Genomic DNA, 20105 nt, shown 5'->3' with positions numbered 1-20105 from the left:
AGTACGCCGAGGCTTCTCGGTCAATCGGATAGGCTGCGGATTACTGGATTGTCCGCCCCAGTGCGCAACAGCGCACAAGGCGGGCAATGACGACGAAACTGGACACGATGCCCCGCTACAAGCTCACCATCGAATATGACGGCGCGCCGTTCTTCGGCTGGCAGGTGCAGGACACGCTGCCATCGGTGCAGGGCGCGCTCGAGGCGGCCGTGAAGGCGATGACCGGGGCGGATCTGCGCGTGCACGGTGCCGGCCGCACCGATGCCGGCGTGCATGCGCGCGGCCAGGTCGCGCATGTCGACGTCGACAAGCAGTTTCCGCCGGGTCGTTTTCGCGACGGGCTCAACGCGCATCTGCGCCCGCATCCGATCGCGGTGCTCGAGGCCGAGATCGTGCCCGACGATTTCGAGGCGCGCTTCTCGGCGGTCAAGCGCCACTACCGCTATCGCATCGTCAACACTCGCGCCAATCTCGCGCTCGATGTCGGCCACGCCTGGCGCGTGCCGCGCAAGCTCGATGCCGACGCAATGCACGCGGCGGCGCAGCGCCTGCTCGGCAAGCACGATTTCACCACCTTTCGCGACACCGAGTGCCAGGCCAAATCGCCGGAGAAGACACTCGACCAGCTGGACGTGATCCGCGATGGCCGCGAGATCAACGTCATCACCTCGGCGCGCTCGTTCCTGCACAGCCAGGTGCGCTCGATGGTGGGATCCCTGGTCTGGGTCGGCGAGGGCCGCTGGACCGCCGACGATCTCTCCGCCGCACTCAAAGCCCGCAACCGCACCGCCTGCGGCATCGTCGCCCCGCCTGAGGGGCTGTATTTGATGAAGGTGGATTATTAGGCGAGCGGCGCAGAGAGCGGGCACGCTCTCGCCAAACCTCGGTGTCATGCCCCGGCTTGACCGGGGCATCCAGTACGCCGCGGCCTCTCGGCTCAATCACTGCCGTCTCTGGAATACTGGATCGCCCGGTCAAGCCGGGCGATGACGGTCGTGTTTATGGAGGCAACACTGCCTCAAGCAAAATACCGCGCCAAAATCCCGCGATACACTTTCGTCAGCCTCTCCAGATCCGCCACCGGCACGCGCTCGTCGATCTGGTGCATGGTCTGCCCGACCAGGCCGAACTCGATCACGGGGCAATAGAAGGAGATGAATCGCGCATCCGACGTGCCGCCTGAGGTCGAGAGCTCGGGCTTGCGCCCCGTCACCTCCTCGATCGCGGAGACCGCGAGATCGGTGAACGGACCCGGCTTGGTCACGAACACGTTCGAGTTCGAGGGCTCCCAGACGATGCGGGCCTTGATGCGGTTGCCGCAGGCTTTGGCGAGACGCGTCTCCACCAATTCACGCAAGCTCGCCTGGGTGTGGTTGTCGTTGTAGCGGATGTTGAATCTTGCGCGGGCCTCGCCGGGGATGACGTTGAAGGCCTTGTTGCCGACGTCGACCGAGACGAATTCGAGATTGGACGCCTGGAATTGCGCGCTGCCATGGTCGAGCGGCTCGTCGGAGATCGCGACGATCAGCCGCGAGATATCAGGCACCGGATTGGAGGCGCGGTGCGGATAGGCGACGTGGCCCTGCACGCCGTCGACGACGAGCGTGCCGGATTGCGAGCCGCGCCGGCCGATCTTGATGGTGTCGCCGAGCGTCTCGACGTTGGAAGGCTCGCCGAGCACGCAATGGTCGAATTTCTCGCCGCGCTCGGCGACCCATTTCAGCAGCTTGATGGTGCCGTTGATGGAGACGTCTTCCTCGTCGCCCGTGATCAGGAACGAGATCGAGCCCGCACCGTCCTCGCGCGGCTTGCCGTTATTGGCGGCGAGATGCTCCAGCACCGCGGCGACCGAGCAGGCGATGCCGCCTTTCATGTCGACCGCACCGCGGCCATGCAGCACGCCGTCCTTCACCTCTCCGGAGAACGCGCCGACGCTCCAGGCGCTCTCGTCGCCGGGCGGCACCACATCGGTGTGGCCTGCGAAGGTGATGTGCGGACCGTCGGTGCCGATCCGAGCGTAGAGATTGTCGACGTCGGCGGTGCCTTCCTCGCTGAAGGTCACGCGGTGACAGGTGAAACCGGCAGCGCCCAGGATTTTTTCGAGCACCCCGAGCGCGCCGGCATCGGCCGGAGTGACTGAGGGGCAACGGATGAGGTCGCGGGCGATCGAGAGGGCATCGGTCATGCGCCCCGCTTAACATGCATGCCGCCGGGGGGGCTAGCGCTGGGCGGAACAATTTCGATCTCGCGGCCCTGGTCCCAGCTCTTCGCAGGTGGCGAGGCGGGCGTGGACTCATACGCGATCCCGGCCAGCGGATCAGGCCCGAACCGGTTCTCGCCGACAGTGCCGGGCACGCAGAGCATCTCGACGAGACCCCACAGCCACAGCATCGAAGCGGCGAGGTTGAAAAGAAGCATCACGCTGGTGTCGGGGAGCAGGTCCGAGAACTGGTTGAAAAGGCCGGGCACGAGGAAAAACGGAACGAGCCACCAGCCGCTCCTGTCACGGTCGTACAGCCGCTTGATCGCCGTTGCCAGATAGACCCACAGGAACAGCGACATGCCGAATGCCCTCAGGATCAGGGGCGCGCGGTCGGTAGACGCGAGTGAAGGGTGTTCCCGGGGATCGGCCAGCTTGAACAGATCGCCAAGGCCGAAATCGAGCTTGAGCGAGAGCTTCAACGATCCGTCGGCATTGGGCAGATGAATGATCTGACCGATCACCTCCAGCAAGCCTGCCAGCAGCGCAACGATCAGCAGCGCCTGCCACAGCAGGGCGCGATTGATGCGGCCGTCGAAGCGGAATAGGTACCAGATCCAGTCCATGCGAGTGGCTCCGGGCGGAATGGCCGCCCGGAAATTGGTCGCGATGGAGGGAGGGTGGGTTCGATCCTAGCAGCGAATGGTGAATGGTGAATGGCAAGTAGGATTGGCGCCCTATTCGCCACTGGCCATTCGCTACTCGCCTTGCATCAATCCCGCAGCAGCTCGTTGATGCTGGTCTTCGACCGCGTGCGCTCGTCGACGCGCTTGACGATCACGGCGCAAGCGGTGCTCGGGCCGATCTGGCCGTTCTTCATCGGCTTGCCGGGCAGCGCGCCGGGCACCACGACGGAATATTCGGGCACTTCGCCCATGAAGACCTCGCCGGTCTCGCGGTCGACAATTTTGGTCGAGGCTCCCAGGAACACGCCCATCGCCAGCACCGCGCCCTTGCGCACGATCACGCCTTCGGCGACTTCCGAGCGTGCGCCGATGAAGCAATCGTCCTCGATGATGACCGGCTCGGCCTGCAGCGGCTCGAGCACGCCGCCGATGCCGGCGCCGCCCGAGATGTGCACGCGCTTGCCGATCTGTGCGCAGGAGCCGACGGTGGCCCAGGTGTCGACCATCGTGCTCTCATCGACATAGGCACCGAGATTGACGAAGGACGGCATCAAGACGACGTTCTTGGCGATGAAGGCCGAGCGGCGGACGATCGCGCCGGGCACCGCGCGAAAACCGGCATCGCGGAAGCGGTTCGGGCCCCAGCCTTCGAACTTCGAGGGCACCTTGTCCCACCAGCTTGCCTTGCCGGGGCCGCCGCCAATGACGTCCATGTCGTTGAGGCGGAACGACAGCAGCACGGCCTTCTTCAGCCATTGATTGACCTTCCACTTGCCGTCGCTGCCGCGCTCGGCAACGCGCGCCTCGCCCTTGTCCAGGATCTCCAGCGACTGGTCGACGGCCTCGCGCACCTCGCCCTTGGTCGTGGTCGAGATGCCGTCACGCGCCTCGAAGGCGCTGTTGATGGTGGATTCGAGGGCTGCAAGGGACATCGTGATTTCCTCTGGGAAGCGCGTGGTTTCGCGAGAATTGGAGCGCTTTTTCGGGATTTGGCGGAGCGGAGTCAAGGCTGCGTTCTGGATCACCACCCGGGAAGACCCGTAGCCCGGATGGAGCGAAGCGCAATCCGGGACAGTCTCTCCGCAGCTACGCCAGCCCCGGATTACGCTGCGCTCCATCCAGGCTACGAAATCACCCCGACAACTTTGCCAAAAACCCCGCCAGATCATCCGTGACGTGGTCGACATGGGCGGCGTCGCGGCCTTCCAGCTCCCAGTCCTCGCGCACCACCTCCTTGGTGCCGTCGGGCACCACCAACACGGTGGTCATGCCGAGCCGGTAGGGCACGGTGAGGTTGCGGGCGAGGTCCTCGAACATGGCGGCGCGGGTCGGATCGACCGCATGCTGGCCGAGGAACTTGCGGTAGGTCTGCTCCGCCGGCTTCGGTTCGAACTCGGCGGCGATGATGTCGAACACGCCGTCGAAATGGCCGGCGAAGCCGAGCCGCGCCAGCACGGCATCGACATGGTCGACCGAGCCGTTGGTGAGGATCAGCTTGCGGCCCGGCAGCTTTGCGATGGCCGCGCCAAGCGCCGGATTCGGCTCCAGCGGAGAGTGGTCGATCTTGTGGACATAGGCGAGGTAGTCGTCGGCGGAGACGCCGTGCAGGGTCATCATGCCGCGCATCGTGGTGCCGAAGCGGCGATAATAGTCTTTCTGGATCGCCCGCGCTTCCTCCGGGCCGACATTCAGCCAGTTGCAGACGAACTCCCCGATCCGCGCATCGACCTGCTGCCACAGATTGACGTGATGCGGATAGAGCGTGTTGTCGAGGTCGAACACCCAGGTGTCGACATGGTTGAAGCTGCGGGGGAAGGTCATATCGGCATTCTCAACTTGTCGTCCCGGGGCGCGCGAAGCGCGAGCCCGGGACCCATAACCCCAGGGAGGAGTTTTGCGAAGACTCGGGGTGACCAGCTTCCCTCCGCAACCACTCCCTGGGGTTATGGGTCCCCGCCTTCGCGGGGACGACGGCGGAGCTTGTGGATGCTTGCGTGCTGATCATTGCGCCAATCTCACGGCACGGCAAAGCGCAGCGTCTTGCCGCCGCTCGACATGTCTACCGCGCCGAAGCCCGTTGGCGCAAAGCCGCGCGCGCCGCAATCGGTCTGCTCGCTGGTCTCGAACTTGGTCTCGCGTGTGCAGAGCTGCCGGTCGCCGCCCCAATTCAGCGGCTTGTCCTTCAGCTTGACGATTCGGTTGTCGGCGTCGACCGCCTCCGCGAAGCTGAAGATCTGCTTCGGCTGGCCTGATACATCGGGGTGCAGGCAGGTCTTGGGATCGACGCGATACCAGCCGCGGCTGGTCACCGCCTTGCCGTCGTCGGTCGCGATCGCCGCCATCACCTTGTGCGGCGTGTCGTTGCACCAGGTGAGGCCGGTCGCGGACGGCGTCTGCACGGCATCGACCATGGTCTTGAAGAAGTTCTGCGAGCCCACGATGTCGGACGACAAGCCCCGGCTCTTCAGGAATGCGGCCAGCGCGCTCTGCGTCTTCGGCCCGTCGACGCCATCGATCGGCGCGGCGTCGTAGCCTGCGATCACCAGGAGCCGCTGGATGCCGGCGAGGCGCGCCTGCTCGTCGTCATATTCGGAATCCTCGGCGAGATAAGCGACGAGGTTGCCGTCCGGGCTTTGCGTCGGCGTCACCTGTGTGAAGGGAACCTGCGTCTGGCCGCTGCGGCACTGCCTGGCCGCCGCGATGACGAAATTGTCCTGCGCGACGCACAGCATGTCGTTGCCGCTTTGCGGGATCGGGGACGCGCCGTAGACGCCGAGCGCGCGCGCGTTGAGCAGGATCCGGTCGGCGGTCAGCGTGCCCTGCACCACCACGCGGCAGGCGGCGGGATCGATCCTGAACCAGCCGCGCGTCGCGGTGGCCGCCTTGTCGTCGATGCCGATCGCGGCCTCGACCACATAGGACATGCGGTTGCAGATCTTGAGGTCGGCGATCGCCGGCGCCGAGGAGAAGAAGAAGGAGACAGTTGCGGCAGGCAGCGTCATCAGGAAGCGGGTGAGGGGGGAGCGGCGTGGATGACGCTCTCTCAAATCGTCATGGCCGGGCTTGACCCGGCCATCCACGTCTTTGCCGCGAGAAGAAAGGTCGTGGATGCCCGGGACAAGCCCGGGCATGACGACCTTCTTCCGCTGCTCGCGTTCCCGCATCACTTGTGGATCAGCGTGCCCGTGCCCTGGTTGGTGAAGAGCTCGAGCAGCACCGCGTGCTGCATCTTGCCGTCGATGATGACGACGCCCTCGACGCCCTGCTCCAGCGCGTAGATGCAGGTCTCGACCTTCGGGATCATGCCGCCGGAGATGGTTCCGTCGGCGATCAGTTTTCGCGCGTCCTTCACCGACAATTGCGGGATCAGCTTCTTCGACTTGTCGAGCACGCCGGGCACGTCGGTGAGCAGCAGCAGGCGCTTGGCTTTCAGCGCGCCGGCGACGGCCCCTGCAAAGGTGTCGGCGTTGATGTTCAGCGTCTGGCCCTCTTTCGAGGTTGCGAGCGGCGCCAGCACCGGGATCAGCTCGTAGCCGATCAGCTGGTTCAGCAAAGTGAGGTCGACCTTCTCGGGGTCGCCGACGAAGCCGAGATCGATCGCCTTCTCGATGTTCGAGTCGGGATCGACGATGGTGCGCGTCGTCTTGGTCGCCTTCACCATGTTGCCGTCCTTGCCGGACAGGCCCACCGCCTTGCCGCCGGCCTCGTTGATGTAGCCGACGATCTGCTTGTTGACGGAGCCGGCGAGCACCATCTCGACGATCTCGATGGTCGCGGCATCGGTGATGCGCAGGCCCGCGGCGAATTCCGAGACGATCCCAAGACGCTTGAGCATGGTCGCGATCTGCGGCCCGCCGCCATGCACCACCACCGGATTGATCGCGGTCTGCTCCAAGAGCACGATGTCGCGGGCAAAGTTCTTCGCGGTCTCCTCGTCGCCCATGGCATGGCCGCCATATTTGATGACGATGGTTTCCTCGTCATATTGCTGCATGTGCGGCAGCGCTTCGGACAGGATGCGGGCCTGGTCGAGCGGAGAGATGTCGGTCATGTCGCGGGTCTCGCTGGCGGGTCGAATGGTGCGCGTTCTATCCGATTGGCGGGGACAGCGCAAAGGTGTGGCAGCTATGTAGCCCGGATGGAGCGCAGCGTAATCCGGGATTCGTCGCCGCAGACACCGGCCCCGGATTGCGCTTCGCTCCATCCGGGCTACGGATTCAGCGCTTCGCCACCACCGCCGCCACGCTTACCGCCAGCCAGCTCGCAATCATCACCATCCCGCCCGTCGGCGCCGCCATCGGAAACAGCGCGTGCCCGGCATACTGCCGCAAGGTGAGGTCGCCTGCGAACAGCGCGGCACCGATCGCGAAGCCGAACGTCGCCACGATTCCAATTCCGCCGTGCAGAAGGCCGCGCGTGAGCAAGGCGATGGTCGCAAGTATGGCACTTGCATGAAACAGCAGCATGGCGCTGGCGGAGGCAAGACGGCTCGCGTCGGCACCATGGGCGGACGCGGCGGCCAGCGCGACGCCGGCGGCGCCCATCAAGCCGGCAAGCCCGATCAGCAGGCGGTGCGCTGCCATCACGAGGCCCGCTCTTCCAGGAGCTTCGCCATCGCGGCGCGAAGCTCGGCCATGCCGGTCGCGCTGCGCGACGAGGTCGCGAGCACGGTCGGGAACGCGGCCGGATGCTTGGCGAGCACGGCCTCGGTCTCGGCGATGCGTGCTTGCAGCTCGGCGACTTTCACCTGGTCGGCCTTGGTCAGCACGATCTGGTAGCTGACGGCGGAGCGGTCGAGCGTCTTCAGCACCTCGAGATCGACATCCTTGATCCCGTGCCGCGCATCGATCAGCACGTAGACGCGCGCGAGACTGGCGCGTCCCAGCAGGAATTTGTGGATCAGCTCGGTCCAGGACGCGACCTGGCTCTTCGGCGCCTTGGCATAGCCGTAGCCGGGCATGTCGACGAGGCGCAGGTCGTTCTTGCCGGGGACCTCGAAGAAGATCAGCTCCTGGGTGCGGCCCGGCGTATGCGAGGTGCGCGCCAGCGCGTTGCGGCCCGTGAGCGCGTTGATCAGGCTCGACTTGCCGACATTGGAGCGCCCGGCAAAGGCGATCTCCAGCCCCGCCATCGGCGGCAGCGTTTCGATCGAAGGCGAGGCCCAGATGAACTGCCAGTCACGAGCGAACAGTTTTCGCCCGGCCTCGATCAGCTTCGCATCTTTGTAGTCGGTCATGCGAAGCCTCGCTGTTTCCTTGCGTCATTGCGAGCGAAGCGAAGCAATCCAGAAATGTATCCGCCGAGGGACTCTGGATTGCTTCGTCGCAAGGGCTCCTCGCAATGACGACGCTTACGTCGCCTTCCTCGCGAACGTTGCCTTGAGATTGTCGAGTAATTCCACCTTCACGCCGTTGCGGCGCATGATGTAGCCCTGCTGGACCACCGAGAGCAGGTTGTTCCAGGCCCAGTAGATCACGAGGCCCGCCGGGAATCCCGCCAGCATGAAGGTGAAGATCAGCGGCATCCAGTTGAAGATGATCTGCTGGGTCGGATCCGGCGGCGTCGGATTCAGCTTCATCTGGATCCACATCGTGATGCCCATGATGATCGGCCAGATGCCGAGCGCGAGGTAATAGCCGAACACCGGAATCGTGGTCGGATCGAACGGGAGCAGCCCGAACAGGTTGAAGAGGTTGGTCGGGTCCGGCGCGGAGAGGTCCTTGATCCAGCCGAAGAACGGCGCGTGCCGCATCTCGATGGTGACGAACAGCACCTTGTAGAGCGCGAAGAACACCGGAATCTGGATCAGCACGGGCAGACAGCCGGCGACCGGATTGATCTTCTCCTTGCGGTAGATCTCCATCATCTCCTGCTGCTGCTTCACCTTGTCGTCGGGATAGCGCTCCTTCAGTGCCAGCAGCTGCGGCTGGATCGACTTCATCTTCGCCATCGAGGCGTAGGACTTGTTCGCCAGCGGGAAGAACAACAGCTTCACGATCACCGTGACGAGCAGGATCGAGACGCCGAAATTGCCGAAGAAGCGGAAGAAGAAGTCGAGGCCGAGGAACATCGGCTTGGTGAGGAAATAGAACCAGCCCCAGTCGATCAGCAGGTCGAACTGATTGAGGCCGAGCGCCTTGTTGTAGCCGCCGAGGCCCGCGAGCGGGAAGTTGATGCCGACCACGCCGGCTTCCTTGGCGCCTGCGAACAGCCGCGCGTTGGCCGTCGCGGTGCCGCCGATCGCGACGGTGACGGGGTCGAGCAGATAGTCGGTCTGGTAGGTATGGACCTTGCCGACCGGGTTCGACGAGAAACGTGCCTGGAGCTGGGCGTTGGTATCCGGCAGCAGCGCGGAGGCCCAGTATTTGTCGGTGATGCCGAGCCAGCCATTGGTGGCCTTGAAGTTCACCTGCTTGGCTTCGTCGATCTTGCTGTAGGCATATTCCTGCAGCCTGTGTTCGCCGAGATAGCCGATCAGGCCCTCATGCAGGATATAGTAGCCGGAGACATGCGGCGCGCCGTGGCGCGAGATCAGCGCGAACGGATAGAGCGTGACGGGCGCGTTGCCGACATTGCTCACCTCGTCCTTGATGGTGAAGAGATAATGGTCGTCGACGGCGATGGTGCGGCGGAAAGTCAGGCCGTCGCCATTGTCCCATTTCAGCACCACGGGCGTCGACGGCGTCAGGCTGCCGCTGCCCTCCTGCTGCCAGACGGTCTGGGCATCCGGCATCTTTGCCGTCACGCCCGTCGCTGCAACCCAGCCGAACTCGGCGTAATAGGGCTCCGCCGTGCCCGACGGCGAATAGAGGACGATCGGCGGCGATTTCGGATCGACCGTCTCGCGATATTGCACCAGCGCGATGTCGTCGATGCGGCCGCCCTTCAGCGAGATGCTGCCGGCGATCCGCGGCGTCTCGATCTTGACGCGCGGGCTCGCTGCAATGGCAGTCTCGCGCGAAACGACCGCTTGGGGCGGGCTCGCGGCCGGCGTCGACGGCTGGGCCGCGCCGGGCTGCGGCGCGCTGCCCGGTGTCGGGGACGCGCCCGGCTGCGGCGTGCTGCCCTTCTGGAGCTCGGACTGCGCCTGCTGCTGGGCGCGCTGCTTCTCCATCTGCGGCACATTGTAGAAGTACTGCCAGGCGATCAGCACCAGGCCGGACAGAATGACGGCGAGGATGGTATTGCGATTGTCGGTCATCTCGATTGTCTCGTCATCAATCCGGTTTGCGGCTGGTCGCTGCGGCGTGACCCGGCCTGTGGCCGCGCGCTTTGGCCGTATGCCGCGCGGGCTTCGTGAACGCTATGCGCAGATCGTCGAGCATGGTGGCGAAGTCGCGCGAGAGCGCGTCCTTTCGTCCGACCAGGACATAATCATGGTGGGGCTGCATCGATGTCGGATCGAGCCGCTTCACCAGTTCGCGCAACCGGCGCCGGATGCGATTGCGCTCGGGGGCGTTGCCGTTCTTCTTGGTGACGGTGAAGCCGATCCTGACAGGGCCGGAATCATCGCGGCGGCGGCTTTGCAGGACGAACGCGGGACTATTCACCCGCGCGCCATTGGCAACGGCGAGGAAATCCGCCCGCTGCCTCAGCCGATCCATGATGAAATCCCAAAAAGGGGGTCCGGCTCAGGCGCTCAGACGCTTGCGGCCGCGGGCGCGGCGGGCGGCGAGAACCTTGCGGCCGCCGGCAGTGGCGAGACGGGCGCGGAAGCCGTGACGGCGCTTGCGCACCAGTTTGCTGGGTTGATAAGTCCGCTTCACGGGTTTTTCTCCGCTGACCGGGCAATTTGCCTGTAGAATTGATGGTAAAGTCCGGAAGATACGGCCCAAAACGGGCCCTTTTTCGGCCCCAAGAGAGCCGCTCCCGGTGTCGCACCGGGTCATCGCGGACAATTCGCGCGGCTTATAAGGGAGCGCCTTGTCTTCGTCAACGCCGCACAAGCGCGCGATTGTGGTGAATATCGCTGTTTGCGCGGCGTTTTTAACCCTTGAGGTGGCGACTCGCGCTATCAGCGCTTACATCACACCTCGGCAGATTAGCGATCCGTAATTTGACCGGACATCGGTCGGGTCGCATCCTCCATCAGCCAAGGCCAACAGGGGCGAGTTTCGTGCCAGCCACAGATCGCCAGCCGATCCAGGATCTGGATCAGCCAGACCAGCCGGCGACGCGGCCCCGCGGCTCGCGCGGGCTCGGGTTGTCCGGCAAGCTGCTGCTGCTCACCATTCCCTTGGTGATGATCGCCGCGGTGCTGCTCTACGTGCCAGCCATCGCGAATTTCTGGGTCAACCGGCTGAATGATCGCGTCGCGGCGGCCAACACCGCGGCGCTGGTGCTGGATGCGGCGCCGCTCGGCATGGTCCCCGATTCGCTGTCGCGGCAGATCCTGAAGAGCATCAATGCCCGCGCCGTCGCCATCAAGATGGGCCAGCAGCGCCGGCTGCTCGCCAGCGACAACATTCCCGCCGCCATCGAGCACGACATCGACCTGCGCGACATGACGGCTTGGGAGGCGATCACCGGCTCGTTCCGGATGATGCTGGAAACCGGCAACCAGGCCATCCGCATCGTCGGCCCCGGGGTCGGCAATGCACAGTTCATCGAGATCGTCACCGATGAGCTGCCGCTGCGGAAGCAGATGTACCGCTTCTCCCGCAACCTCGTCGTGGTCGCGTTGATCATCGCGGTGCTGACCGCGGGCCTCGTCTATCTCGCGCTTCATTATCTCTTCGTGCGCCCGATGCGGCGGCTGACCGCGAGCCTGGTCGGCTTCCACGAGAATCCCGAGAGCTCGGCCGGCATCATCGTGCCGAGCCAGCGCAGCGACGAGATCGGGGTCGCCGAGCGCGAATTGTCCGACATGCAGCGCGACCTGATGTCGATGCTGAATCAGAAGAGCCGGCTCGCTGCCCTCGGCCTCGCGGTCTCCAAGATCAACCACGATCTGCGCAATCTGCTCGCCTCGGCCCAGCTGCTGTCGGATCAGCTCGCCAGCGTGCCGGATCCGCGCGTGCAGCGCTTTGCGCCCAAGCTCGTGCGCTCGCTCGAGCGCGCCATCGCCTTCTGCCAGTCGACATTGTCCTACGGCCGCGCCCAGGAGGCCGCACCCGACCGCCGCATGATCCTGATCGAGCCTGTTGTGATGGAGGTGCGGGAGACCGCGGGGCTCGCCAACGACGCCTCGATCGCCTGGGTCGCCGCGATCGAGCGCGGGCTCGCGGTCGACGCCGATCCCGACCAGCTGTTCCGGGTCTTGCTCAACCTCGTCCGCAACGCCGCCCAGGCGCTCGAAAGCCATGCGGCGGGTGAGGGGCGCGTGCAGCAGATCCGGATCACCGGAAAGCGCGAAGGCGCCGTCGCCATTCTCGAGGTCTCCGACACCGGCCCCGGCGTTCCCCCGAAGACCCGGGAGCGCCTGTTCGAGGCCTTCCAGACCTCGGGCCGCCCCGGCGGCAGCGGCCTTGGCCTCGCCATCGCCGCCGAGCTGGTCCGCGCCCATGGCGGCGAGATCCACCTGGTCGAGGGCACCATCGGCGCCACGTTCCGCATCGTCATCCCCGACCGTCCCGTGGAACTGCTCTCCATCCGCAACGAGCGCCAGAGGGCTTAAGGCTAGGCCAGCGGCCGACTGAAACGAGCTGGGCCATCGCCATTCCTTCCGTCATTCCGGGACGACCCGAAGGGTCGGGCCCGGAATCCATAACCCCGGCTGGTGGTTATGGATTCCGGGCTCGCGACTTCGTCGCGCCCCGGAATGACGAAGAGAAGTGCGGAAATGCCCCAAAATACCGGCGAGCCGGACCTTGCCAATCGGGACAAGAGCGGTTAGTCAGAGCGCTCTTTCGCACCCCCTCCGGCTCCGCCGGGGGCTGCTTGCGGGCCCTGCCCGCGCTGTTTGCGAAACACGCGCCCGTAGCTCAGCTGGATAGAGCATCAGACTACGAATCTGAGGGTCGGACGTTCGAATCGTTCCGGGCGCGCCAGCTAACTCCTTAAAATAACACAGGTTTCGAGATTGGCCTGGAGCAACCCCGGACTAGAATTTCCATTTAGTCTGGGATTTAGTCTGGGGATTTTATTGCGATTGCGGATCCCGTGACGGAGAACGAACCCAAGAGGAGCGCTGGATTTCCCGAGCTGCGTAACCGACCATCGAAGATCGTGCGGCGGCGCCATCAGAAAATATGGCTGGGTCGGTCTGCGAGAAGGTCCACCGGCTGAAAGTTGCTAGTACCTCGCCACTCAAGCCGCCAGCGGTTGCTTTTCACTTTCGGAAAGCCACTTCGCATCGTCGATTCCATTGCTGAGAAAGGACAGAATGACGAAGTCGAGGATTGCAGCCGGAAGAGCCTCGATGATGAACATCCATTGCCAGCCGTGCATTTCCTCAGCCTGCGAGAAGACATCCATAATCCAACCGGAGAGCGGTGCGCCAAGTATGAGGGAGATCGGCTGCGCAACGAATAGCAGGGCGGCGACGCGTCCCGGACGTTGCGAGGGATGCCAATAGTTGACGATGGGCGGGTGCCGTTGTCGATCATCGGCCGTGACAATGCTTGTATTTCCGGCCTGACTGGCACGGGCACCGCTCGTTTCGGCCGACCTTGGTTCGACGCTGCTGGGGTGGCGCCGCTGGCCCGTTGCGCGCCGCAAGAAGCTTCTGCATTGCCGGAGGAATAACAACCTTTCTCTGCGGCGGCGGGCCGGACCGGCGAAGGCGTGTAATGAGGCGGCGCCGCCCCTTGGGCAGCAGCGGGCGGATGGCTGGCGGGTTTCTGCCAATGACCTGCTCTGGCGATAGGCCAAGGAGGTCATAATACTCTTCACCGAGCCGTTCCGTTTCCTGGAGCGTGAGGTCGTAGGCCCCGAGCTTGAACATCGCCAGTGCTCGGTTGTAGCGAAAGATGCGATGGTGCTGGTCGCTTTTTGGAAGGCGCTCCTCAACCTCGGCAAGCATGTCCCCGCATTCAATACATAGTAGGGCAGCCCGCCGGTGAGACGCGACAGACGCTCGCAATCCGCGTAGTCGGCCACGCAGCCGACCTCGGCGACCACCGCCGCAATGGTGTCCTCGTCCCAACCACCCAGCGTTTCATGCTCGACGCCGAGGAGTGCCGCGATCTCCTGTGTCACGATGCCCGGCTGGCACAGCAGAAGAAAGCGGACGTTCTGCGCCTGGTCGACAATCGGTTTCAGGTCCGCCGGCGTCAGGCGATGGGCATTGTCGATCACGACATCGACACTCAGCGCGTCCTGACCGAGCTTGATGTTCAACGGCCAAGCGTCTCCATGCCCGACGCGCCCGGGAGGAGCCCTTGATGTCGCCAGCTTCCAGGAGTCCCTGGCGCGTCTTCACCTGCACATAGAAGCAGTCGGCCGCCCGATGCAGTTCTACGTCCTCGTCTCCTTCGACGACGATTTTGTCGACGCCGGCCGATCCGGCGCGCAGCAAGCAGTTCGCCAGATAGAGGTGCTGATACAGGAAGCCACGATGCACCGCTTCGATACGCACCAGTTGGCGCGGATCGAGCACGTTTGGTTTTGCCTCTTCGTTCTGCTGGGTCATTCCAACGCCTATTTCGATAGCGGCGCAATCGCGGCTGCTTGCTCGAACTCTGTAATGGAGCGCGCAGGCGGCCGACCGTAGGCGTCCATCAAAGTGTTCCAGAATCGGAACAGGAGCGCCCGCCGTTCGTTCGGCGTCCAGGACTCAAGTTCTTCGCCCACATCCGCACGCCCGCTGACAGCCGGGAAGCGTTGCGATTGGTATTGGCCAGGCAAGACAGTGTCGGTCAGATCGCCAGCACCCAGCTTGATCCCGATCCGGCCTTTACCGCCCATGGCTCTGATGGCGGCAATGCCCTTACGAAGAAACTCATCCAGCGGTGTGAACGGCAGCGCGGACGCGAAACACAGGCCGCCGCTGTTTTCAGCGAAGCAGTTGCTGTTGACCCCCCAAAGCTCGCCGTTCGACTGGAACCATTGCGTCGCATTCGTGACGTCCGTGTCGTCAGCGTTCCCCGCGATCCGCCCCCAGACTGACAGCGCGCCATCGCCATTGAGGCCCCAATCACCGTCCCGCCCCCGAATGTTCAGTCCCACGTCGGAGATGCGCTGTTCAAGCTCGACCCGGGCCGGCGCTGACCATTCGCTAGGCGCGATGCGTGCGAAGATCCGCGTCCCTTTTCCCAGTCGGACATTCCGGCGCTGCTCCTCCATTGCATTGTTGCGAAATTCGAGCTTCTTCTCAGCCGCCGGCCAAATGGTCGGATCGCTACTGCTCGACGGTTGCCAGGAAATTGGGGGTGGTGGTGCCTTTACCGGAGCCTGCTCAGCCAGGATGGGCATGATGCAGCTCTTCAGCACCTCCGCGAAGCGCTTCTGCTCGGCCTTGATCTCCTCCTTCGTGGCTCCATCCTTGAGGGTGTAGACCTTCGCGCCGCTTCGGTGACGCCAATCAAAGGGAAGCGCCACGGGACCGGGATAGTGCGCGCCGTTCGCTACGAGAATAATGCGGCCCTGTGAGAGCGCATGCTCGGCGTAGCCGAGTTCGGACATGACGTTCGGGTTCTGGAGGTATTTGGGCTCGGAACGCTTTTCGGCAGCTATGTTGGGCTGAAGTGCTACAGGGGCCGTCATGCCCACCGGGGTCATGTCCGCGACAAAGACGTTCGCGCCGGCGATCTTCTCCAGGATGGTCTTCGTGATGTCCGGCGTTCCAGCGACATTCTTGGTATCGTGATCGACCTCGGGACGCTCCGCCTCCTCATAGTCGGGATCGATGGCGATGAGCTTGCAGGCGTCCTTCAGCGCATCGCGCACAAAGTAGTGATGCAACTTCGGATCGCGATCACTCTGCCATGACCAAAATATCTTCATTGGAAAACATCACCTTCTACTATCAGCGAGCTTTGTCCCGAGCGCTCGCATTGTGTTTAATCAGGAATACCGGCAGCCATGCAAAGTGATCTGGCGTGGCGCCGCTCAATACGAGCACGCCGTCAAGAAGGAGCAGTATCCTCCCAGCGGACAGCTCGCAGAAACTCATCGCGGGTCAGGGCGCAGAGAGCGAATTCGCCGCGCTTCAAGGGGCCTCCAAGACGAGACGCTACGCCGGGGCCTGCAAGGTAGAAGATGTAAGGCCCTGCATTGAAGAGACGTGGGCTACCGCACGCTTCCACTTCTCGATGAACTGCTTGTTCGGGCCCACCCAGCGCATGATCGCGAATTCCTTGCCGTCGAGATTTACGACCCGTGATCCGAAATCGAGCGACATGTTGAAATACGTCCCAAGGAACGAGCTTTCGCTGTGAATGTGGACCAGCCAGAACATCCGGTTTCCGCGCCGATAGAAGGCCTCCCGCGCGTTTCGCTCGTCCTCGCTGATCGAGGAGTGCTGCAGCTCAAGGACGGTCGCGCGCGGGGTGCCGCTGCCGACGAGGACGTCTGCGCGGTGCAGCTCTCCTGTCGTCGGGTCGCGTAGAGCGATCTCGCGGCAGGACATATCGAAGAGTTCTTTCCAGCCGAGGTGCCAGGCTCCCTCCGGCTCGCTCCAGGGATCGCAATCACCCGCCTTGTGCCGCCAGTGGGACGTGTTCTCGACGGGCATGACGGCGGTGAGCAAGCCGCCGCAGTCGCGACACGTGGTCCGTTCACCCTTCGCGACGGGGGCGCGCTTCTGGTCGCCGACCCAGGCATAGAGCACGTTTATGGCTCCCCTTTACGCTTCGCTAAACCCAACAAGCACGACAATGGCGCTGCCGCCAGCCGATCGGCCGAGCCTTTGGTCAAAATGCATCCTCCCCCAGCAGACATCCTATCTCGCCGTCATTAGTCGACAGGCGAGCTCCTGCTCGCCCCAACGCGCAGCGAAAGTATCGGATACCTCGAACCAACTGCCGTCATTTCCGGCGCCGTGATAGAGGCCCATGCAGGAGCACTGGCACTCATGCCCAGTCGCATTCTGGCACGCAGGAGAGCATTTCTCTTGCTCACGGTAGGGCTGAATAACGTAGACTTTGCCATATTCGGCCAACGAGCGTTCGACGAAATCGTTGAACCAAGCTTTCGGCAGTTCCCAGTATTTCTTGCCGGCAATCCAAATAGGCGACGTTCGTCTACCATTCTGAAGCCACTGGCAATTCGTTTCCGCGAAGGGAAGTCGAACGCGCAAGCGCTGCCCTCTTCCCGTCCGCCGCAGTACGACCGGTATCCGCTCCTGCCCCCAGACGTAGTTCAGCGTCAGTTTGTCCATGTTCTATCGAATTTGTTTGACCGCCCGCATGACGCTCTCGGCTGTCGTCAAGCTAAGCCCCATGTCGAGGCAAAGTTTGAAGAACTCTTCTGGTGCATCCGTCTTGTCCAGACGATATTGGCGGGTGAGATCCCGAGCAAACTTTCCGATCGGAATGACATCACTAGAGGAAACCCACTGTGGGTTACCGACTTTTTCCTCAAATGCTGCAATGACGTCGTCGGGAAGATCGGCACCAAACAGAAAATATCGAAGATAACGGATAAAATGTGGATGCGTGTAAATGTCCGTACCTCTGCAACCATTTCTCTCGAATAGACCCTTGCGCGACGCTTTGATCCTCCCGTGATGGTATCGGGGGTCATTCCAGTAATTCAGCCTTTCTTGGGGAACTGCGGACCTGTCGCTCAGAGATTGGAGCAAGGTAAGGATCGGCTGCGCATTGGCTTTATAAGCTGCGTGGCCCTCATCATGATTGCAATGAGATTCCCTGAGATCGATCTTCGCGAGTGTCGCGGCCTCGCTCTCAGTCAGCTTGATATGATATTTCTCCATGTATCCCCTCTTCCGGCCTGAACACTCCGAGGCCGCTTCGCCTGATATTATTGTGCGCTACTCGTCGCAGGCCACGCGGCTCCCTTGCCACCAGAAACTCTAATCTCGGATCGACCTGCACCGCGCTTTTCCACGCGCACCTGCACGGCAATCCGCTCGATCATGGCAGCGACGTGCGTGATGACGCCAACCTTCTGACCTCTACCCTGTAAGGTCTCCAGCGCATCTACTGCTAAGTCGAGGGTCTCCGCATCGAGCGAGCCAAAGCCTTCATCGATAAACAGCGTGTCGACAAAGGACGATCGACCCTCAAGACCTGACAGCGCCAACGCCAGCGCAAGGGAGACGAGGAAACGTTCACCGCCTGACAGGCTTCGGGTGCCGCGGACCTCGTCGCCCATGTCGCGATCAATAATATGCAGCGTGAGATCGGACGCAGCCCCCCGCGCGAGCCTGTAGCGGGGTGTCAATGCATGGAGATGATCATTCGCCAATTGCACCATGTGGTCGAGCGTGATGCCCTGCACAAAGCGACGGAAACGATCACCGCTAGCCGAGCCGATGGGCATCGTCGACTGCTTGCCAGATTACGAGTTCCGCTTTCGCAGTTTCGATTTGCGCGGATAGATTTGCAGCGGCGCCGCGCGCCTCGTCGTCTCGCGCGAGCGTAGCGGCAAGTGCACCTGTCCGTTGTTGCAAGTCTCCGATTTCGGTTCCCAACGCCGCGACGACTGCGGCCAACTTCTCGACATCGGTGGTCTCGTCGAACCCTTCTAACGCCCGGTGTAAGTCATTCTGACGCGTCAGCACTGCGGTGCCCGCATCGTTCACGCCTCGATCGATCTCTCGAATTCGGACCCGTAACGCTCCGCTCAATGCTGGGTCGGTTGCGATCAGCGCCGCAACCTGATCTGGCGGGCGAGCAATATCCATGCAGGCCGCGTTGAATGCCTTTTCGGCTAAAGCGTTACGGCCTTTGGCAGTCTCCAATCCGGCGGCGGCCTCGTCGCAACGAGCGCCGGCCGCCTGGAACGCTGCATCTGTAGTGGATTTTGTCTCGCGCGCGCGAGCAAGAGCTTCACGAGTGGTCTGGCAAGCCTCGGCGATCCGAGCCCGGTGACTTGCTGTCGCCTCGCCATCGAGGAGTTCCGCTCTGGCACGCGCCTTCTCTCCTCGGCCAGGCGACGCTGATCGAGAAGAAGCGCCGCCGCCGTTACGTGGGCCTGCGCGTGCCGAAGCGAGGCGTCCGCCGCCGCACGCTCGGGCGCCAAGCGCTGGAGCGTCATTTCAAGCTGGCCAACCTGCTCGCGCAGGGCGGCATACTCCGTCGCAACTCTCGACAGCGTGACGCCAACACCCGCGGGATCGACATCGAGGTAGTCGACGGCCAGACCAGCGGCAGCAAGAAACGGCGTGATTTCACGGCTAATTGAAATGAGGCGCTCAGCAAGGCCCGCCGCCTGGACCGTGTACTCAGTTGCCTTCAATTGCGCAGCGTGGAAATCAGACGTCTTTGGTCGATGGAGCGCGCGGTCGTCTCGATCACCTCACCGAGCGCGTCATGCTCCCGCTGCAAACTGTCGATCTCTGTCCGAAGACGCCGGGAGCTTGCGAGCGGAGACGCAATGGCTGATCGTTCTGCGATCGCGACTGAGATGAGGGCCGCCAGTTTCAACGCAGCCTGGTCATCGAGAACGGGAGGTATGTTCCCCTCGATCCCAGCCTTCGTGCAGAGATCGTCCAACGACGACCACTGTTCGCCAAAAGCGCTGTTGGCAGCCAGAACTTGTCCGCGCGCCACATCGATGCCGCGATTTGTCTCCGCCTGGCGCGCTTCTCCAGCGGAGAGCGCGCGCGTTGCGGCATCCAAACGTTGGCCTGTCGCGGTCAACGCGGTATCAAGTTCTTCGCGCCGACGGCGAAGCCTAGCATTACAGTTGCAATTTTTTCCTGAGATGGGCTTTGCGCGCGTTGGCCTGATGGGCCCTACGCCAAGACGACCATGCGAGGATATGGGCGTGCGGGATGCGCCGCTGGGCAAGCTTCATGGCGAGGCGCCGGATTTCCTGGATCGACCAGCGGATCAAGAACGATGCTTCGGTCGAGGCCGCGGTCGTGTTTTTTTAAGCAACGACCCGGTGTTGGCCCGATGACGGATGACGGCCATCATGGCGAAGGCAAGCATGACGAGTGCGACATGGCGATGCCAGCCATGCCAGGAGCGGGTTTCGTTGTGATCAAGGCCGAGCTCGTTCTTGGCGGTTTCGAAGCTGTCCTCGATGGCCCAGCGATGGCCTTCCACCGACACCAGCTTCTGCATGGACGTGCCTTTGGGGCACCATGTGGAGAAGAAGGCCAAGCTGCCGTCGGCGATGTTGCGGCGGATCAGAAGACCCCGCGTCCA

The 20105-nt window shown here is 63.2% G+C and carries 25 protein-coding genes, 1 tRNA gene and 1 pseudogene; 6 read left to right on the top strand and 21 right to left on the bottom strand.

The features are described from left to right. Window positions 1-107 precede the first annotated feature (107 nt). Window positions 108-845, top strand: a complete 738-nt coding sequence (gene truA, locus I6F28_RS21490) for a tRNA pseudouridine(38-40) synthase TruA (protein WP_036014097.1) — start codon at window positions 108-110, stop codon at window positions 843-845. A gap of 173 nt (window positions 846-1018) precedes the next feature. Here truA and dapE read toward each other — a convergent pair whose 3' ends face one another. The 11 genes from dapE to rpmH all read right to left on the bottom strand — a co-directional run bounded on the left by dapE (window position 1019) and on the right by rpmH (window position 10652). Then, window positions 1019-2185 (bottom strand): succinyl-diaminopimelate desuccinylase, encoded by a 1167-nt coding sequence (gene dapE, locus I6F28_RS21485; RefSeq protein ID WP_225134006.1) that lies wholly within the window; start codon window positions 2183-2185, stop codon window positions 1019-1021. Next, window positions 2182-2826: a DUF805 domain-containing protein gene (locus tag I6F28_RS21480; protein WP_225140948.1), complete on the bottom strand. Its 645-nt coding sequence runs from the start codon at window positions 2824-2826 to the stop codon at window positions 2182-2184. Before I6F28_RS21480 ends, dapE begins: the two co-directional genes overlap by 4 nt. A 146-nt stretch (window positions 2827-2972) precedes the next feature. Continuing rightward, a complete protein-coding gene (gene dapD / locus I6F28_RS21475) occupies window positions 2973-3818 on the bottom strand; it encodes a 2,3,4,5-tetrahydropyridine-2,6-dicarboxylate N-succinyltransferase (protein ID WP_128264986.1) in 846 nt (281 codons plus the stop codon). Between the two features lie 199 nt (window positions 3819-4017). Next, window positions 4018-4707 (bottom strand): pyrimidine 5'-nucleotidase, encoded by a 690-nt coding sequence (locus I6F28_RS21470; RefSeq protein WP_057027530.1) that lies wholly within the window; start codon window positions 4705-4707, stop codon window positions 4018-4020. 194 nt (window positions 4708-4901) lie between these two features. Continuing rightward, complete coding sequence (locus tag I6F28_RS21465) at window positions 4902-5888, bottom strand: DUF1036 domain-containing protein (protein ID WP_225141112.1); 987 nt, start codon at window positions 5886-5888, stop codon at window positions 4902-4904. A 161-nt stretch (window positions 5889-6049) separates the two neighbouring features. Beyond that, window positions 6050-6937, bottom strand: a complete 888-nt coding sequence (argB, locus tag I6F28_RS21460) for an acetylglutamate kinase (RefSeq protein ID WP_036014067.1) — start codon at window positions 6935-6937, stop codon at window positions 6050-6052. Window positions 6938-7103: 166 nt separating this feature from the next. Continuing rightward, entirely contained in the window at window positions 7104-7469 is a 366-nt protein-coding gene (locus tag I6F28_RS21455; protein ID WP_225114333.1) for a DUF423 domain-containing protein, read from the bottom strand. Continuing rightward, complete coding sequence (yihA, locus tag I6F28_RS21450; protein WP_225140947.1) at window positions 7469-8122, bottom strand: ribosome biogenesis GTP-binding protein YihA/YsxC; 654 nt, start codon at window positions 8120-8122, stop codon at window positions 7469-7471. Before yihA ends, I6F28_RS21455 begins: the two co-directional genes overlap by 1 nt. Window positions 8123-8236: 114 nt before the next feature. Continuing rightward, on the bottom strand, window positions 8237-10087 hold the full coding sequence (yidC, locus tag I6F28_RS21445) for a membrane protein insertase YidC (RefSeq protein ID WP_036014059.1): 1851 nt from the start codon (window positions 10085-10087) through the stop codon (window positions 8237-8239). Window positions 10088-10103: 16 nt separating this feature from the next. Continuing rightward, window positions 10104-10490, bottom strand: a complete 387-nt coding sequence (gene rnpA, locus I6F28_RS21440; RefSeq protein WP_109145452.1) for a ribonuclease P protein component — start codon at window positions 10488-10490, stop codon at window positions 10104-10106. Window positions 10491-10517: 27 nt separating this feature from the next. Beyond that, window positions 10518-10652 carry a 50S ribosomal protein L34 gene (gene rpmH, locus I6F28_RS21435; RefSeq protein WP_008542748.1) on the bottom strand — a complete coding sequence of 45 codons (135 nt, stop codon included), beginning with the start codon at window positions 10650-10652 and terminating at the stop codon, window positions 10518-10520. A 350-nt stretch (window positions 10653-11002) separates the two neighbouring features. Between rpmH and I6F28_RS21430 the strand changes: the two genes are divergently transcribed. Further along, window positions 11003-12502 (top strand): sensor histidine kinase, encoded by a 1500-nt coding sequence (locus I6F28_RS21430; RefSeq protein WP_036014057.1) that lies wholly within the window; start codon window positions 11003-11005, stop codon window positions 12500-12502. 296 nt (window positions 12503-12798) lie between these two features. Further along, window positions 12799-12875 (top strand) — tRNA-Arg (locus tag I6F28_RS21425). Window positions 12876-13134: 259 nt separating this feature from the next. Here I6F28_RS21425 and I6F28_RS37840 read toward each other — a convergent pair. Continuing rightward, window positions 13135-13302, bottom strand: a complete 168-nt coding sequence (locus I6F28_RS37840; RefSeq protein ID WP_225140945.1) for a hypothetical protein — start codon at window positions 13300-13302, stop codon at window positions 13135-13137. A 127-nt stretch (window positions 13303-13429) separates the two neighbouring features. Then, a pseudogene (locus I6F28_RS37835) lies at window positions 13430-13540 on the bottom strand (SEC-C metal-binding domain-containing protein); the annotation flags it as partial. A gap of 446 nt (window positions 13541-13986) precedes the next feature. Here I6F28_RS37835 and I6F28_RS37830 point away from each other — a divergent pair. Further along, entirely contained in the window at window positions 13987-14211 is a 225-nt protein-coding gene (locus I6F28_RS37830) for a hypothetical protein (RefSeq protein ID WP_225140943.1), read from the top strand. Then, window positions 14159-14539, top strand: coding sequence for a hypothetical protein (locus tag I6F28_RS21405; RefSeq protein ID WP_225141116.1), 381 nt, complete (start codon window positions 14159-14161; stop codon window positions 14537-14539). The genes I6F28_RS37830 and I6F28_RS21405 overlap by 53 nt, the downstream gene beginning before the upstream one ends. Here the strand turns inward: I6F28_RS21405 and I6F28_RS21400 are convergent. The 6 genes from I6F28_RS21400 to I6F28_RS21375 all read right to left on the bottom strand — a co-directional run bounded on the left by I6F28_RS21400 (window position 14467) and on the right by I6F28_RS21375 (window position 18691). Continuing rightward, complete coding sequence (locus I6F28_RS21400; RefSeq protein ID WP_225140941.1) at window positions 14467-15771, bottom strand: hypothetical protein; 1305 nt, start codon at window positions 15769-15771, stop codon at window positions 14467-14469. The two genes, I6F28_RS21405 and I6F28_RS21400, sit on opposite strands and share 73 nt — an antisense overlap. Window positions 15772-16000: 229 nt before the next feature. Beyond that, window positions 16001-16597, bottom strand: coding sequence for a competence protein CoiA (locus tag I6F28_RS21395; protein WP_225140939.1), 597 nt, complete (start codon window positions 16595-16597; stop codon window positions 16001-16003). A 111-nt stretch (window positions 16598-16708) separates the two neighbouring features. Beyond that, window positions 16709-17146, bottom strand: a complete 438-nt coding sequence (locus tag I6F28_RS21390) for a hypothetical protein (RefSeq protein ID WP_225140938.1) — start codon at window positions 17144-17146, stop codon at window positions 16709-16711. Between the two features lie 3 nt (window positions 17147-17149). Beyond that, entirely contained in the window at window positions 17150-17701 is a 552-nt protein-coding gene (locus tag I6F28_RS21385) for a hypothetical protein (RefSeq protein ID WP_225140936.1), read from the bottom strand. A gap of 47 nt (window positions 17702-17748) precedes the next feature. Then, the gene (locus I6F28_RS21380; RefSeq protein ID WP_225140934.1) at window positions 17749-18270 is read right to left on the bottom strand and encodes an SbcC/MukB-like Walker B domain-containing protein; all 522 of its coding nucleotides are present in this window, start codon (window positions 18268-18270) and stop codon (window positions 17749-17751) included. Then, window positions 18251-18691 carry a hypothetical protein gene (locus tag I6F28_RS21375; protein ID WP_225140932.1) on the bottom strand — a complete coding sequence of 147 codons (441 nt, stop codon included), beginning with the start codon at window positions 18689-18691 and terminating at the stop codon, window positions 18251-18253. The genes I6F28_RS21380 and I6F28_RS21375 overlap by 20 nt, the downstream gene beginning before the upstream one ends. Window positions 18692-18822: 131 nt before the next feature. Between I6F28_RS21375 and I6F28_RS21370 the strand changes: the two genes are divergently transcribed. Beyond that, a complete protein-coding gene (locus tag I6F28_RS21370; protein WP_225140930.1) occupies window positions 18823-19134 on the top strand; it encodes a hypothetical protein in 312 nt (103 codons plus the stop codon). Window positions 19135-19184: 50 nt separating this feature from the next. Here the strand turns inward: I6F28_RS21370 and I6F28_RS21365 are convergent, their stop codons facing one another. Together I6F28_RS21365 and I6F28_RS21360 are read right to left on the bottom strand one after the other, a co-directional pair. Beyond that, window positions 19185-19592, bottom strand: a complete 408-nt coding sequence (locus I6F28_RS21365; RefSeq protein WP_225140928.1) for a hypothetical protein — start codon at window positions 19590-19592, stop codon at window positions 19185-19187. A 192-nt stretch (window positions 19593-19784) separates the two neighbouring features. Then, window positions 19785-20105, bottom strand: a 321-nt coding sequence (locus I6F28_RS21360; protein ID WP_225140926.1) for a transposase, incomplete at its 5' end; no start/stop codon positions are given.

The sequence above is a fragment of the Bradyrhizobium sp. NBAIM14 genome (genome assembly GCF_020193895.1).
Lineage (GTDB): Bacteria > Pseudomonadota > Alphaproteobacteria > Rhizobiales > Xanthobacteraceae > Bradyrhizobium > Bradyrhizobium yuanmingense.
The sequence above is the reverse complement of the archived record's forward strand: the minus strand, read 5'-3'. Positions and strand labels throughout refer to the sequence as shown.

Coding starts and splice junctions, on each gene's coding strand:
- truA (WP_036014097.1), top strand. CDS start 108: ATGCCCCGCTACAAGCTCACCATCGAATATGACGGCGCGCCGTTCTTC.
- dapE (WP_225134006.1), bottom strand. CDS start 2,185: ATGACCGATGCCCTCTCGATCGCCCGCGACCTCATCCGTTGCCCCTCA.
- I6F28_RS21480 (WP_225140948.1), bottom strand. CDS start 2,826: ATGGACTGGATCTGGTACCTATTCCGCTTCGACGGCCGCATCAATCGC.
- dapD (WP_128264986.1), bottom strand. CDS start 3,818: ATGTCCCTTGCAGCCCTCGAATCCACCATCAACAGCGCCTTCGAGGCG.
- I6F28_RS21470 (WP_057027530.1), bottom strand. CDS start 4,707: ATGACCTTCCCCCGCAGCTTCAACCATGTCGACACCTGGGTGTTCGAC.
- I6F28_RS21465 (WP_225141112.1), bottom strand. CDS start 5,888: ATGACGCTGCCTGCCGCAACTGTCTCCTTCTTCTTCTCCTCGGCGCCG.
- argB (WP_036014067.1), bottom strand. CDS start 6,937: ATGACCGACATCTCTCCGCTCGACCAGGCCCGCATCCTGTCCGAAGCG.
- I6F28_RS21455 (WP_225114333.1), bottom strand. CDS start 7,469: ATGGCAGCGCACCGCCTGCTGATCGGGCTTGCCGGCTTGATGGGCGCC.
- yihA (WP_225140947.1), bottom strand. CDS start 8,122: ATGACCGACTACAAAGATGCGAAGCTGATCGAGGCCGGGCGAAAACTG.
- yidC (WP_036014059.1), bottom strand. CDS start 10,087: ATGACCGACAATCGCAATACCATCCTCGCCGTCATTCTGTCCGGCCTG.
- rnpA (WP_109145452.1), bottom strand. CDS start 10,490: ATGGATCGGCTGAGGCAGCGGGCGGATTTCCTCGCCGTTGCCAATGGC.
- I6F28_RS37840 (WP_225140945.1), bottom strand. CDS start 13,302: ATGGATGTCTTCTCGCAGGCTGAGGAAATGCACGGCTGGCAATGGATG.
- I6F28_RS37830 (WP_225140943.1), top strand. CDS start 13,987: ATGCTCGACGCCGAGGAGTGCCGCGATCTCCTGTGTCACGATGCCCGG.
- I6F28_RS21405 (WP_225141116.1), top strand. CDS start 14,159: ATGTTCAACGGCCAAGCGTCTCCATGCCCGACGCGCCCGGGAGGAGCC.
- I6F28_RS21400 (WP_225140941.1), bottom strand. CDS start 15,771: ATGAAGATATTTTGGTCATGGCAGAGTGATCGCGATCCGAAGTTGCAT.
- I6F28_RS21390 (WP_225140938.1), bottom strand. CDS start 17,146: ATGGACAAACTGACGCTGAACTACGTCTGGGGGCAGGAGCGGATACCG.
- I6F28_RS21385 (WP_225140936.1), bottom strand. CDS start 17,701: ATGGAGAAATATCATATCAAGCTGACTGAGAGCGAGGCCGCGACACTC.
- I6F28_RS21380 (WP_225140934.1), bottom strand. CDS start 18,270: ATGCCCATCGGCTCGGCTAGCGGTGATCGTTTCCGTCGCTTTGTGCAG.